The sequence below is a fragment of the Limnothrix sp. HT2024 genome (assembly GCF_059138625.1).
Window position 1 is genome coordinate 1891692 of the sequence record NZ_CM181121.1, and the last position, 13263, is coordinate 1904954.

The following is a 13263-nucleotide window of genomic DNA, read 5'->3' on the forward strand; positions in this document are numbered from 1 at the left end:
GTTTGTGTGGGAAAATCCAGAATCACGACCAAAATCGCGACTGGAACCGAACGCCACGTAGGTAATTCTGCGTTCTGGGCATTCCAGATCGTGCTCAACCACCCAAGTTTATTAGCGAGCTGTCAGAGGTTATGAAAGTCGGCGATCGCGTGCGTGTCAGCACCACCGTAGAGGTCTACCACTACCCGGAGCATCGGGGCAAACCCTACAACCTGGAAGGCAAGGAAGGGGAAATCATTGCGATCGTCACTGAGCACCAGGGCCGCCCCGTCAGCGCCAACTTTCCCTTTTTGGTGCAATTTGAAGGGAAGTTTCGCGGCCATTTTCGGGATGGTGAATTAACGATCGTGGAATCGTAATTGCGCAACCATCAATCTGAGCCGATCGTGACCTCGAAATTGAGCTACCTCGAACTTGCCGATCGCTGCGCAATCAGCGATCAACGGGGTACGAGACTTCAGAGCAGCCATCAGATCCCCAAAACCCTGACCATTGCGCGATCAGAGGGGGCAAAGGGCTTAGGGGGTGTCGTCATTGATCGAGGTGATGCTGAAACGGTTGATCTTCCGTGCCCTAATGGTCGTAACAAGGGTGGGAGGTTAACGCGCTCAATCAGGCGGCCGAACCGGTTGATCTTCCGTGCCCTAATGGTCGTAACAAGGGGCTTAAGCCCCTTGTCCCCCACGATCCCGGCAGATCTAGGGTTTCGTGCTCAACGACGACAGGCCCTAAGCCCCTTGTCCCCCACGATCCGCCAACGGCAGATCTAGGGTTTCAGGCTAAACGACGACAGACCCCAAGCCCCTTGTCTCTAGTGGTTTGGACTGATGGTTTGGATCCGATGGTTTGAATTAGTAATTAGATTTGATTTTTCCGGGAAAGGTCGCCACACTGAAGGCAATATTTCGTGACTTCCTGCTCCTTAGCTTCGACGGGGCGATCGAACAACCTATGAAACCTTCCCTTTTTGCCCATCAGCCAATTACCAATCCCCTGGAAACGAAACCCTGTCAGGAGCTGACCGATTTGGAGTTGGCCCAGGTGCTCGCGTCTCGGTTGGCGCTGAGCAACGGGGATTGGCATCGACAAAAGGGGAATCGATCGATCCGGGCCCGGGAGCAGGCGGCCGCAGCCTTGGTGGCCCTGTTGCGCGACCAACCCCAAATGGCCCTTGAGCATTTGCAGCAGGCGACGGGATGGCTCGATCGCACCGTGAGCGCCCCGCCCTGCCCGGATCATGATCGCTAACGCACGAACGCCACATAGCGTTCTCGCAAACTGGCCCGCAAACCTTGGGCCGCTTGGGCCAATCGCTGCCGCTTCGAGATTCGGATCGGATCCGTTTCCTTGTACAGATGCAACACGCGGCCGTCTTCTTGCCACTCCACCCGATTAAACACTTGATGCAGGATGAATAAGCCGCGGCCGCATTCCCCCTCGTTACCCGGCAACAGATCTTCCACCGCATCCAAATCCATGGTCACATCATCCAGATCCGCATCCATGGCCACAGGTGGCAACGGCGGCGCATGGCAACAACAGGGGGGCTTAAATCCTGCCCCCCGATCGGAAATCATCCACCAGTAGCGGTGGCTGCGAGCGGAAAAGTGAACACACACTCGTTTTCCCGGGTCAAGGCCATTACCATGCTTCACCGCATTGACCAAAGCCTCCTGCAACCCAAGGCGCACTTCAAAGCGCCAAGGCTCCGGGACATCTTCCACTAACAAATCCAGAACAGGGCACAAATGCAGCGTTGAAGGGAAACTCAGCTTGCGCCACTGATGTTTTTCTTGGCGAACTGTGGGGGCCATCACAACTGGAGACAGAGCATTTGGACGACCAGAAATACCGAGCGGAACTGAGGCAGGGACAGCCAATTAACCCAAGAAAGTTAAGGGATTGGGTAATGCTGACCGGAGGGCCAAAGCGCCGAACGATCGCACCCTCGATGGACGAATCGAGCGATGGAGGCTAGGAGTTTTTACTGAACCGTTCAATTTCCATTTTATCGAAAGGGGTTGAAAAGTCTAGGTAGCCCGATCACCCCTAAGGGGCGATCGCCCTCTGCCCAAGGATGCTCAGGAAATCGAACCATGCAAAAGCGGCGGTCCTCTTCATGAAGATGAACCGCCGCTTTGCACCAACCAGATTTGTACCAACCAGATTTGCACCAACCAGATCCGCACAACTCAGTGGGATTGCAAGCTGGGATTGCAAGCTGGGATTGCAAGCTGGGATTGCAAGCTGGGATCAAGAACTAGTATTGGGGAACCGAAGGATCCACCTCTTGGCTCCAAGCATTGATCCCGCCCTTGACGTTGATGCCATCAATGCCAGATTTTTGCAGGATCCCGAGGGCCTTGGCCGATCGACCACCCATCTTGCAGTGAACCACCAACTTGCGGCCCTTGAGCAGGTCTTTCACCTTCCCAACCCCATTGCCGCTTTCGATGTCGGGCAACGGCACCAACACCGATCCCGGAATGCGGCCAATTTCAAACTCATTGGGGTTGCGCACATCCAAGAGCAGGAAGTCTTCGCCGCTGTCGATCAACGATTTCAAGTCCGTGACGCTCATTTCGGCCACGTCGGGCTTTTCTTCGGCTTGGCCCACAGGCGGTAACCCACAGAATTGTTGATAGTCAATCAACTTTTCAATGACGGGACGTTCAGGGTTGGGCCGCAACTTCAGTTCCCGGAACTTCATATCCAAGGCGTTATACAGCAACAGACGACCATTCAGGGTCGTGCCCTTGCCCAAAATGATTTTGACGGTTTCCGTGGCTTGGATTACGCCAATGATCCCCGGCAAAATTCCCAACACACCGCCTTCGGCGCAGGAGGGAACCATGCCCGGCGGCGGGGGTTCGGGGTAGAGATCGCGGTAGTTGGGGCCGCCTTCGTAGTTAAAGACGGTGGCTTGGCCCTCGAACCGGAAGATGGAGCCGTAAACGTTGGGCTTGTCGAGCAGAACACAAGCGTCGTTCACCAGGTAGCGGGTGGGGAAGTTGTCCGTTCCGTCTACCACGATGTCGTAGGGGCGGAAGATGTCGAGGGCGTTTTCAGAACTGAGCCGCGCCTCGTACAGATCCACTTGGCAGTAGGGGTTAATTTCGAGGATCCGATTTTTGGCGGATTCGATTTTGGGTTTGCCAACCCAGGATGTGCCGTGGATGACTTGGCGTTGCAGGTTGGAATAGTCCACCACGTCAAAGTCCACCAAGCCAATCCGGCCGATACCGGCGGCGGCGAGGTAGAGCAGCAGGGGCGAACCCAAACCGCCGCTGCCAATGCAGAGCACGCTGGCGGCTTTCAGGCGCTTTTGGCCTTCCAGTCCCACTTCGGGCAGGATGAGGTGTCGAGAGTAGCGTTCGTACTCTTCTTTTAGGAGTTGTGTGTTGCTGGTATCGATATTCAGCATAGGTTGCGAGGTGGTTTGGGTTCGATGCCCGATCGCGGGGGGCGATCGCGCCCTCGATCGCTGTGAGGGGTTTCCGATCCAGGCATCACCTTGGGGGCAATTGACCTGGGGGAAAATCAACGAATCGCAGTGGCAAGCAACCGGGCGCGCCAGGGGCAGTTGAGATCAACAATCAGGATCCACAGAGGACGATCGGCTCGGGCTGAAACTGGCGATCGGGATCGAGTCGCCAGCTTTGCCAGTCCACGGTTTGATCGCCTTTTACCGACAGGATCAGGTACGAGTAGTCAGGCCAAGCACAGGCGCGATCGAACTCGGATGGAACGGCCGGATGTTGCGGGTGTGAATGATAAACCCCAATGATATCAAGGTTACGGGCACGGCCGGCCCGCATAGCCGCCAACATCGTGGTCGGGGCGATCGCGTAGCGCCGCTCGGGGCTGGTTTCGCCAGCGGGGATCGGATCCAAAGTGCGAAAGGGTTCATCGGTGAGCTGTTCCCAGTCGTTATTGGCGGGCCACAGCTCATGGACAATCACCTCGATCGGCTCGATCGGCCCCATGGAACCTTCGGGGGCTGGATCTCTTAGGCCGACCGGTAACTCAACCGGTAATTTAACCAGTGATTCAACTGGGGCGCGCACTTGCCGGCCCAGCAACAGGCCGCAACATTCATAGGGCAAAGCTGCTTCCGCTGCTTGGCAAAGTTGCTCCAGGAGCGATCGGGAAAGTTTGAGAGTCATCGTTCAAGAGCCATCGCCGTTACCGGTGCTTTGGGAGAAGCGAGGGATGCAGCAGGTGTTTTGAGATTTTGCAAATTCTTTACAGAATCTTGGCCAGATTTTGCAAAAAAATGTTACAAAATTTTTCGTATCTTCAGCTACAATCAGGTCGAAGCAAATCCGACCGGATAGCACACTGCGAAGATTGAATTCCTGATGCAATCGCGTTTTGGGAGACGCGGCTTGCCTCACGACAGATTTTTCGTTTCCTCGGATGCACTAAAACGACGCAACTAGAACTGGAAAGCGGCGACCCGATCGGGAACGCCGCTTTTTGTTGCAATTCGTTTGTCGAAATCAGTCGGTCGCAATCGGTTTGTTGCAGGCGGATTGAGGCGGCCGTTAGCTCGCCAAATATTCCCGCACATCGGTGCGACGGCGGAGTTGCTTCAGGGCTTGGTGTTCCAACTGACGCACCCGCTCACGGCTGATGTTGAGTCGATCGCCCACCTTGGCCAAAGACAGTTCCCGACCATCTTCGAGGCCAAAACGCAGGGTAATCACATCCCGTTGTTGAGGAGTCAGCTCCGCCAACAGGGCTTGCAAATCCAAGCGTAGGGCCTCGCGGCTGGCGTAATCTTCCGGCAGATCGCCTTCATCTTCCAGCAAGTCCTGAAGTTCCGTATCTTGGTTGTCACCCACTCGCAATTCCAGGGAAACCGGTTGTCGCGAAATCAACATGAATTCCCGCACTTGGGCCGGCTCCAACTCCAGCTCAGCCGCCACTTCCGAAAGCTTGGGCGATCGACCCAGTTTTTGGGTTAACTCCCGTTGCACCCGCTTCACCTTATTCAGCTTTTCGGTGATGTGAATCGGCAGGCGGATGGCGCGTGATTGTTGGGCGATCGCCCGCGTAATCGCTTGACGAATCCACCAGTAGGCATAGGTTGAAAATTTGTAGCCCATCATGGGATCAAACTTTTCCACCCCGCGCTCCAAACCCAAGCTGCCTTCTTGGATCAGGTCTAAGAGTTCTAGGTTGCGTTTTTGGTATTTCTTGGCGATCGAAACCACAAGGCGCAAATTGGCTTCGATCATTTTCTTCTTAGCCCGATCGCCCATCCGCAATTGCTGGCGCAGATCTTCCACCGAAACCTGGGCAGCGGTGGCCAATTCCTGCTCCGTGGGCGATCGATCCAACTCGCCCGCCAGCTTCTCTTGGATGTCCAAGAGCCGCATCATTTGCTGCACTTGTTTGCCCAGAATAATTTCCTGTTCATCAGTCAGCAACGGAACTCGGCCAATTTCGTGCAAATAGGCGCGAACCAAATCGGCACTGTCACCTTCTCGCGACTTGGATCGCTGCGTTTGGGGGCGAGTCATAGCGGTCGGCATGGTCAGCATCCTATTTTCAATCACAAAGACGCGAGCACAAGAGCTTGCGAGTCGGCGTTATTCGTCAGCGTTATCGGCGTTCATTGACGAGCAAATCTGTTTCAAAAAACGCCCTGGGGAACGAGTCCCACAAATTCCAAATTCGGATCTACACTGAAGATCCAAAGGTCAAGAGTCCACAAACCAAGAGCGGCCAAAACCCACCTGGCAACACTCAAAGGGACAAAGAATTAGACGGTCTTGGATTGCAAAAAGTTCATTAAATTAACCTTGGGCAACAGTTCTCAGCAGAGTTATGGCGAGCCATTAGGCGACAATTTCGCAAAACCACGAAAAACGCAACCAAAGCCAGCCAAAACTCAGTTAGCCAAAGTCGGCCACAACCGAAAATTCAGCAATCAGCTAGAAATCAATCGAAAATCAACCAAAAATTAGTCAGAATTCATCAAAACCAGCTCAAAATCAGCCAGAAATGAACTAGAAATCAGCCATTCAAGAAAGACTGGAGTGTGATCACGAAGGGAGGTATGGGCATTCAGTTTCCTTGAAGTTCATTAGTGAATCTCCCAGAAGCAAGATCTCAGCTCGATCGGTAACGTTAAGGGTCAAAACAAATACCGAGGCACTGAAGTTTTGCTGTCATTCACTCCACAAACTTGAATGAAGAATCAGGCTTTTTCAGGTTTCTGAGCGCGACTCTTTTTCCATAGTGATCGCAAAAGTTGGAATTGGGTACAACAGACCGGGGAGCAATAACCGAACCTGAAAGATTGGTATCCCGCCCTGCACTGGGTTGGGGTTTTGGAAACCCCTTCAGCCGCTTCCTAGGATCAGCATCATGGTCTAGGTATAGCCAGCGGGTGCGACATTGCCATGGCAGTCATACGAAGTTTTTGTCACACCACTGTTAAGCCTTGCAGGCCCGCGCGATCGCCCCTGATAGCGGTGGCCGCAGCCATGGACGCGGCCATAACTGGTCGCTTGGGGGTTGAGGAAAAATCATGGCTGTTGTAGAGAGTTCGGACACTCAAGTTTCAGGTGCTCAAGATCCTGCGGGCGATCGCCCCATCAAGCGCCCGTCCCATAACCTCAATCATTCACATCCCAATTAACGTCCCACTAGCATGTTTTAAAATCCCAAATCAGCCTTGGCTTTGTCCCCTTCCGCGATCGCGATTTCATCGGGCAGTTCTTCCCAAAAAGTATCGCCAATTTCAGCATAGAACTTCTCATCATAGGGACGAGTTCTAACCACCACGGGCATGGGCACGGCATGGCCCAAAACTAGGGCCTGTTGTTTAGAATCCAGTTTGGCCAAAACCGATCGCAGGCTTTGCCCTCCTGCCACACCGGTAAAGATCGCTTCAATATCTTTTTCGTCATTCAACAGAGCCGTGATTCTGGTTCCAATTTGCGACATTACCTCGTTATCAATCCCCGAAGGTCGCTGATCAACCACCAGCAAGGTGACAAAATATTTCCGCATTTCACGGGCGATCGTGCCGAAAATAGTTTGCTTGGCGGTGGCGGGGTCAAGGAATCGGTGTGCTTCCTCAATGGTGATCATCAGTTGGCGGGGCTTGTCATTGGGATCCTTGGTTTGCAAAAATCGCTCAGCTTTTCGCACGTAGATACCATGAATCCGGCGAGAAATAATATTGGTGGCTAGCATATAAGCCAACATATTTGATTGGGAACCAAATTCGATAATGACGTGCTTTCCGGCTTCCAGAGAATCTAAAATTTGCTTGATATAATCCGAGCCAGCATTTCTCATATATTTGATCTGATCAAGGCGGTTCAACTTCCGTTGCAGCGCCATAATCGAAGACTTGCTGCCCATTTTGGTTTCGCAAAAATCCTGAATTTCCTCATTGGTCATGCTCAGGAGCCGTGAAATCCAAGATTTGCCAAATTCATTTTGCAGAATAATTGCATTTTCAACGCTGGCTTCGGAAAGATTCAGTTCCGCACTCACCAGCATCAAATCTTCCACATCAATTTGGTCATAGCTGATGTAAAGTTCTCGGGCATCGCGCACGCCTCGGCGCTTGGTAGATTCCGGATCAAGGGTATAAATTTCCACTTGCCCGGGGAAAAGTTGGCGCAAGCCTTTGACAGTATTGATGCCTTTGCCTTCGCGCATGGCTTCCCAGCCATATTCCGAATGCATATCAAAGATGAGGTTCACCGCCACTTGCTTGCGAATTGTGCCCGCCAACAGCAAACGGGTGAGGAATGATTTCCCGGTTCCTGATTTCCCAAAAACGCCGTTACTGCGCTCCACAAACCGATCGAGGTCGATGCAAACGGGCACATCAGTATCGATCGGCATACCAATCGCAAAGTTTCGGCGCTGGGCATCGTCTTCCCAACCAAACACAATCCGAAAGTCCCGATCGCTCGCTTCATAGACCTGCGAGAAGTGACTAGGAATGGTTTTCACGGGCAACAATTCCAAATTGGCATCGCGGTTAGCCGCAAAGGAGGCTAAATTACTGGATGCTTGGTTGCCGTTTTTGTCCTTAGCTTTGCCGTTTTTACGGGACGATCGGGCAGGTTCCGGAGCCAAGCGATCGGGTAGGGGCAAATTTTCCCAATCCATCTCTGCTTGGGGCACAAACATCAGCATGGGCGCGAGTTCGATCGTCCCAAACGTGCCACTACCGGCCAGCACATCGCGCAAAAAATCATCATCGGGATGGGGCGGATCGATCGTAATTCGTTGGCTGGAGGTTCCCAACGCCACATCGGTTAACATGCAAAAAAAGTGCGATCGTCGCCCCCGCACCACCAAAAATTTGCCCACTCGCATCTCTTCCACGGAAACATCGGCATGGAGCCGCACCTCCAGCCCTTCGCTAAGGGAACCTTGAATGACTGAGCCGAGTGGAACGTCTTGGGGCATAGGATGAGACAATTTAGAAAACGATTTAGCCAGTATGAAAGCGGGAGGTTGTGATTGGAAATTGCGCGCAAACTGCAATTTAAGGACTGATTAAGATCTGGTTCGATCTGGAATCGATCAGCATCAGATCAGTGACCAGATTGACGAAGATCAAACGATCATCTCGTTATTTTAACGGCATTACAGCCTTTACCTAAAATTCTAGGCACATTATGACGAGGGACACCTAAAGACTGTAACTGGTTTACCAAGTGCGGTAACTGTACTTAGTAAGCGAGGTAAAGGCTGTATCTACCCTTCAGATTTACACGCGGTGTTTCGGCCATGAGTATCTGTTTATCGCTCATTGTCAAAAATGAAGCCCATCAGATCGATCGCTGCCTCAACAGTGTGCGCGACTGTGTGGATGAAATTTTAGTGTTAGATACGGGTTCCACCGATGACACCGTTGAGCGGGCCCGATCGCATGGGGCGCGGGTGGCTTTTTTCGATTGGTGCAATGATTTTGCGGCCGCTCGAAATGCAGCTTTGGCACAAATCGAGAGCGATTGGGTGTTGGTGTTGGACGCGGATGAGTGGTTGCTGCCGGAAGCGATCGAACCGATTCGCGAAGCGGTTAGCTATCCCGAGCATTTGGTGGTGAATTTGGTGCGTCGAGAATTGGGCGCAGTGCAATCGCCCTATTCTCTGGTCTCGCGTTTGTTTCGGCGGCATCCTGAAATTCAGTTCGATCGCCCCTACCACGCCATTATTGATGACAGTGTGGTGCGACTTTTGCAACAGGAACCCCACTGGAAAATTGTGTCCCTTTCGATGCCGGCCATCGATCATGATGGTTATCGGCTCGATCGCATTGCCAGTGCTTCCAAAGCCGATCGGGCCAAGGCTGCCATGGAAGTTTTTTGGAAAGCAAATCCAGAGGATCCCTATGTTTGTAGCAAGTTGGGGGCCCTGCTCATCGACTTAGGGGAACCTGAGCAGGGAATTGCGCTCTTAAAAACCGGTCTCAAGCGGGCAGAACAAGAGAAAATGTCCGAAGTTTTATATGAGCTGCACTATCACCTGGCAATTTTTTATAATCAACAACAGAATCTCGATCTAGCCCAAGCCCATTACCGCGCGGCTTTGCGCCAACCAGTATTACCAATTTTGAAATTAGGTTCTTTGATCAATTTAGGCAATCTTTACCGCCAAAAAGGAAACCTACAGGCGGCCTATGAGAGCTATCGCAAAGCAGTTATCATTGACCCCAACTTTGCGATCGCCCATTACAATTTGGGTTCAAACCTGCGAGCAATGAACCGTACTATGGAGGCGATCGAGCATTATCAAAAAGCGATTGAGCTTGATCCCAAAAAACCTGAGTTTCACCAAAATTTAGGCGCGGCTTTCTTAAAAGGGGGCAATGTACCCGAAAGCCTGAAAGCCTTCAAGACAGCCGTTGAATTATATGATCAACAGCAGTCACCAGAAGCGGATAGAATTCGCCAAACTTTGCGAGAACTGAAGTTTGAAATTTAGTTTGAAATTTAGGCCCAGAAGTTCAGAAAGCGCTCAGCAAGCCCCTTGAGTTCATCGCCAGTTCATCACTGCAAAAATTGCCTAAAACAACACCTAAAACAATAAATTAATATCGCAGCAATATTTTGAATCAGGATCGAATCAGGGTTGATTGACAATCACTTGGCTATGGGTTGTATCGGATCCAGGATTTTTGAAAGACCCCCGTTGAGAGGCGATCGCGTCGGCCCAGCGGGTGGTTTCTGGCAGTCGATAGCGCGGGGTACAATTCAAAACCAACTCGATCGCGGTGGGCAAACTCACTCGATGCCCCGAGGAAACATAAAGCGGCCGACAATTTTGGCGCGATCGGACAATTGCGCCAATGGTTTCTTCGCGATCGATCAAAGGTTGCCAACTTCCCTTCGCCAAATCTAGCGGCTCGTGGGTTCCAATCAAGTGGGATTTTGCGACACCGATGGTTGGCAGATTCAACAACAATCCCAAGTGACAAGCTAACCCAAACCGGCGCGGGTGAGCATAGCCTTGACCATCACACAAAATCAGATCTGGCTTTTGCTGAAGCTGATCAAAAGCTTGCAAAATCACTGGCACTTCTCGAAAGGATAAAAATCCCGGCACATAGGGAAAAGGCGTGGGAATTCGAGCGATCGCAAATTCGATGCGATCCAAGCCAGGAAAGCTCAAAACCACAACGGCTGCACGGGCGATCGCGCCATTTTCTTCAAATCCCACATCAGCGCCCCCAATCAATTTTGGGGCAGAGAATTGATCTTGCAAAATCACTCGATCGCGCAGTTGATTTTGAATTTCTTTGGCGGCTTCTGTCGTTTTTGGCCAATTATCAATTAAGTTCATCTCATCAATCTCATCTGATAAATGTTATTTTAAAGTAAATGTTATTTTAAAGATTTTGTATCAACAACATTTTCATAAAAATATTTTCGATTAATTGTTATTCACAATTATTGTTCGATCAGGATTTTTAAATCACATTTTTCAATTTATTTTCTTAAAATAAACATCATCTAAGACGTTGGAAACCGCAAATAGTGCATTAATTCTCCGAGCAGTTCACCAGATAAATTCAAGCGGCGTTTTAAGTCAATTAAGCTGCGAAAAGCACCCCGCTCTTGGCGATCGCGAATCATCCATTCTGCCAAGGCGCGATCAACACCCGGCAGCCGCTCCAATTCATCAACCGTAGCATGATTAGCATCCAAGGTTCGTTGAAAAGAAGCCGCCTCCGGATCGTAAAAATAAAACCGCAGAACCGGTGTCCAAGGCTCTAACTGCGCCACCGTTACCCCCAAAGCAGCAGCCAGGTCTTCTAATCCATAAAACACCACTCCACTCGCACTCAATTGAGTCAGCAAGGTGGCTTGCCGAATCGACAGCCCCGGTAATCGTAACCAATCGTCAATACTGGCACGATTAGCATCAATTGCAATGCCCATCTCGGCCGCCACAGCCACTTCCAATGCAGAATTTAATCGGCAAAACGGATCATGTGCAATTTTGCTGCGAGCTGCCTTCAGGGCTGGGTTCGCAGGCTGAAAGGGTGCTGTCAGCCAATTCAGTATCGGATTTTGAGAAGAAAATTGAGGCACAGCAGTCAACAGAAATTATGGTAATTAAGTGATCTTGCTAAATTCGAGCTACTGAGATTTTGAACAATCTAAGAGGATGTCTGAAAAGTATCTTTCGGCCCGAACTAAGCACCAATAGTCGTGGCAGCAAGGGGCTGAAGGGCCTGTCGTTATTTTCTGTGATTCAGTGAAAACGGTTGATCTTCCATACTCTGGCCACCCTAGACAAGGGGCTTAAGCCCCTTGCCCCCACGATCCGCCAACAGTGGAATCAGGGTCTCAGGCGATTTGACAACAGGCCCTAAGCCCCTTATTTCCGGTGATCGATCGGGCATACTAGAGTATCAGTTCTGGCTTTTCAGACATCCTCTGAAACTGAGTTGCTACTAGCTTATGATCAAAGTCAAACCCAAGACCAAGTTACTGTTAAATTGAGATTGAATCATGATGGAACGGATGCCCAAAACTTAATGCTCAAAATTGGGTCTAGATTCAAGCAAGATTGATGACAGTCAGTCTAAATTTGATCGAGCAGCAGACGGCGTTTTTGTTCAAACTCTGCCTCAGAAATTAATCCTTCTTGGCGAAGTCGATCCAACTCTCGCAGGGCATCCCCCACCGCATTTACCCGCTCCGGTTGCACAGTAACCGTAACAGTTCGTTGGGCAGCCGGTAGCCCTTTATTAAAGTTGCGATCGAACTCTTCTTGGTCTTGGGAAAGATACCAAATGGCCTCGATCGCGCTGGCAATTTGCGGAATCATCGTCCAAAAAAACAGAAAATAGGCCACGCCCCACCATCGTTGCCGCAAATAGAACTTGTGCAACCCTGATGCAAAGGGAACCACAAAACAAGTGAGGGCCAGGGCCACGGCCATTGTCCGCTTGCGGGGTCGGGTTAAGGTTCCTGCCACTTCCGTCATGGTTCTCTCCTCAGTTAACTGGCTGGCAATGGAAGTTACTCGTTAGACAACGGATTCAGCAACGAAACGCAGAAAAAGCAAGGAAAAACAGGGCAACAATAGAGTGCTGGACGTTTCCAAGCCTAAGCCACTCTGGGGACTAAGCACCGGTCTTGAACTCCCTTGGCTGAGTTGGTGACAGCGATGTTGCGCACATTGTTCATCATAGTTGGCAAATTGGCGGGTCGAGGGGCGGCGCGCGCCAAAGCAACATCGGTTACCCCCATTGAACACCCATTGAAACCGCAGACCGAGCAAACCAGCCATCGATCGCCCCTGTTCACTGCCCTAATTTCTCTACGCAAAGTCCGATCGTTCAAGTTCGGATCTCTCGACTGGGTGGGCGTTTTGCCTCAGAGGAGAATCGGCTAAGATCAAAGACAAATGGGTGTTAACAATGACCCAGGCATAAAACATGAGCATTTTTGATTCTGAAATTGTCCAACAGGAAGCTAGGGAAATTTTTGGCACTTATCAATCCCTAGTGCAGCTTGGGGGCGACTACGGCAAGTTCGATCGCGAAGGAAAGCGACTTTACATCGAACAGATGGAAACCGTGCTCGATCGCTATCGGATTTTCATGAAGCGATTTGAATTATCAGATGACTTCATGGCCAAAATGCAAGTGGAACAACTAAAAACCCACCTCTCGCAATTTGGTATGACTCCTCAAATGATGTTTGATCAAATGCACATCACCTTGGAGCGCATGAAAGCAGAATTAGAAGCATCCAAGAATTAGGT

General features: G+C 51.0%; 12 protein-coding genes. 4 read left to right on the forward strand and 8 right to left on the reverse strand.

The annotated features are described in order from the left end of the window. Window positions 1-131: 131 nt before the first annotated feature. Window positions 132-359, forward strand: a complete 228-nt coding sequence (locus tag AC2IAX_RS07615; RefSeq protein ID WP_099535277.1) for a ferredoxin-thioredoxin reductase variable chain — start codon at window positions 132-134, stop codon at window positions 357-359. A 592-nt stretch (window positions 360-951) separates the two neighbouring features. Then, window positions 952-1248, forward strand: a complete 297-nt coding sequence (locus tag AC2IAX_RS07620; RefSeq protein WP_494390017.1) for a DUF6439 family protein — start codon at window positions 952-954, stop codon at window positions 1246-1248. On the opposite strand, the gene AC2IAX_RS07625 is transcribed toward AC2IAX_RS07620, so the two are convergent. The 5 genes from AC2IAX_RS07625 to AC2IAX_RS07645 form a co-directional block, all read right to left on the reverse strand. Continuing rightward, window positions 1245-1814 carry an ATP-binding protein gene (locus AC2IAX_RS07625; protein ID WP_494390018.1) on the reverse strand — a complete coding sequence of 190 codons (570 nt, stop codon included), beginning with the start codon at window positions 1812-1814 and terminating at the stop codon, window positions 1245-1247. The two genes, AC2IAX_RS07620 and AC2IAX_RS07625, sit on opposite strands and share 4 nt — an antisense overlap. Window positions 1815-2260: 446 nt before the next feature. Further along, entirely contained in the window at window positions 2261-3424 is a 1164-nt protein-coding gene (moeB, locus tag AC2IAX_RS07630; RefSeq protein ID WP_494390019.1) for a molybdopterin-synthase adenylyltransferase MoeB, read from the reverse strand. Between the two features lie 172 nt (window positions 3425-3596). After that, window positions 3597-4166: a M67 family metallopeptidase gene (locus tag AC2IAX_RS07635; protein ID WP_494390020.1), complete on the reverse strand. Its 570-nt coding sequence runs from the start codon at window positions 4164-4166 to the stop codon at window positions 3597-3599. A gap of 381 nt (window positions 4167-4547) precedes the next feature. Further along, window positions 4548-5540 carry an RNA polymerase sigma factor, RpoD/SigA family gene (locus tag AC2IAX_RS07640; protein WP_494390021.1) on the reverse strand — a complete coding sequence of 331 codons (993 nt, stop codon included), beginning with the start codon at window positions 5538-5540 and terminating at the stop codon, window positions 4548-4550. A gap of 1129 nt (window positions 5541-6669) precedes the next feature. Continuing rightward, window positions 6670-8448, reverse strand: coding sequence for a helicase HerA domain-containing protein (locus AC2IAX_RS07645; protein WP_494390022.1), 1779 nt, complete (start codon window positions 8446-8448; stop codon window positions 6670-6672). Between the two features lie 324 nt (window positions 8449-8772). Between AC2IAX_RS07645 and AC2IAX_RS07650 the strand changes: the two genes are divergently transcribed. Beyond that, the gene (locus AC2IAX_RS07650) at window positions 8773-9969 is read left to right on the forward strand and encodes a glycosyltransferase family 2 protein (protein ID WP_494390023.1); all 1197 of its coding nucleotides are present in this window, start codon (window positions 8773-8775) and stop codon (window positions 9967-9969) included. A gap of 141 nt (window positions 9970-10110) precedes the next feature. On the opposite strand, the gene nfi is transcribed toward AC2IAX_RS07650, so the two are convergent. The 3 genes from nfi to AC2IAX_RS07665 form a co-directional block, all read right to left on the reverse strand. Then, window positions 10111-10827, reverse strand: a complete 717-nt coding sequence (nfi, locus tag AC2IAX_RS07655) for a deoxyribonuclease V (RefSeq protein WP_494390024.1) — start codon at window positions 10825-10827, stop codon at window positions 10111-10113. 170 nt (window positions 10828-10997) lie between these two features. Beyond that, window positions 10998-11426 (reverse strand): ComEA family DNA-binding protein, encoded by a 429-nt coding sequence (locus AC2IAX_RS07660; RefSeq protein ID WP_494390025.1) that lies wholly within the window; start codon window positions 11424-11426, stop codon window positions 10998-11000. A gap of 649 nt (window positions 11427-12075) precedes the next feature. Then, a complete protein-coding gene (locus AC2IAX_RS07665) occupies window positions 12076-12480 on the reverse strand; it encodes an NINE protein (RefSeq protein WP_494390026.1) in 405 nt (134 codons plus the stop codon). 454 nt (window positions 12481-12934) lie between these two features. Between AC2IAX_RS07665 and AC2IAX_RS07670 the strand changes: the two genes are divergently transcribed. Further along, window positions 12935-13261, forward strand: coding sequence for a DUF1825 family protein (locus AC2IAX_RS07670; protein ID WP_393010755.1), 327 nt, complete (start codon window positions 12935-12937; stop codon window positions 13259-13261). Window positions 13262-13263: the final 2 nt, after the last annotated feature.

Bases quoted from the DNA above. Each gene is read 5' to 3' on its own strand.
- AC2IAX_RS07615 (WP_099535277.1), top strand. From the start codon at position 132: ATGAAAGTCGGCGATCGCGTGCGTGTCAGCACCACCGTAGAGGTCTAC.
- AC2IAX_RS07620 (WP_494390017.1), top strand. From the start codon at position 952: ATGAAACCTTCCCTTTTTGCCCATCAGCCAATTACCAATCCCCTGGAA.
- AC2IAX_RS07625 (WP_494390018.1), bottom strand. From the start codon at position 1,814: ATGGCCCCCACAGTTCGCCAAGAAAAACATCAGTGGCGCAAGCTGAGT.
- moeB (WP_494390019.1), bottom strand. From the start codon at position 3,424: ATGCTGAATATCGATACCAGCAACACACAACTCCTAAAAGAAGAGTAC.
- AC2IAX_RS07635 (WP_494390020.1), bottom strand. From the start codon at position 4,166: ATGACTCTCAAACTTTCCCGATCGCTCCTGGAGCAACTTTGCCAAGCA.
- AC2IAX_RS07640 (WP_494390021.1), bottom strand. From the start codon at position 5,540: ATGCCGACCGCTATGACTCGCCCCCAAACGCAGCGATCCAAGTCGCGA.
- AC2IAX_RS07645 (WP_494390022.1), bottom strand. From the start codon at position 8,448: ATGCCCCAAGACGTTCCACTCGGCTCAGTCATTCAAGGTTCCCTTAGC.
- AC2IAX_RS07650 (WP_494390023.1), top strand. From the start codon at position 8,773: ATGAGTATCTGTTTATCGCTCATTGTCAAAAATGAAGCCCATCAGATC.
- nfi (WP_494390024.1), bottom strand. From the start codon at position 10,827: ATGAACTTAATTGATAATTGGCCAAAAACGACAGAAGCCGCCAAAGAA.
- AC2IAX_RS07660 (WP_494390025.1), bottom strand. From the start codon at position 11,426: ATGGGCATTGCAATTGATGCTAATCGTGCCAGTATTGACGATTGGTTA.
- AC2IAX_RS07665 (WP_494390026.1), bottom strand. From the start codon at position 12,480: ATGACGGAAGTGGCAGGAACCTTAACCCGACCCCGCAAGCGGACAATG.
- AC2IAX_RS07670 (WP_393010755.1), top strand. From the start codon at position 12,935: ATGAGCATTTTTGATTCTGAAATTGTCCAACAGGAAGCTAGGGAAATT.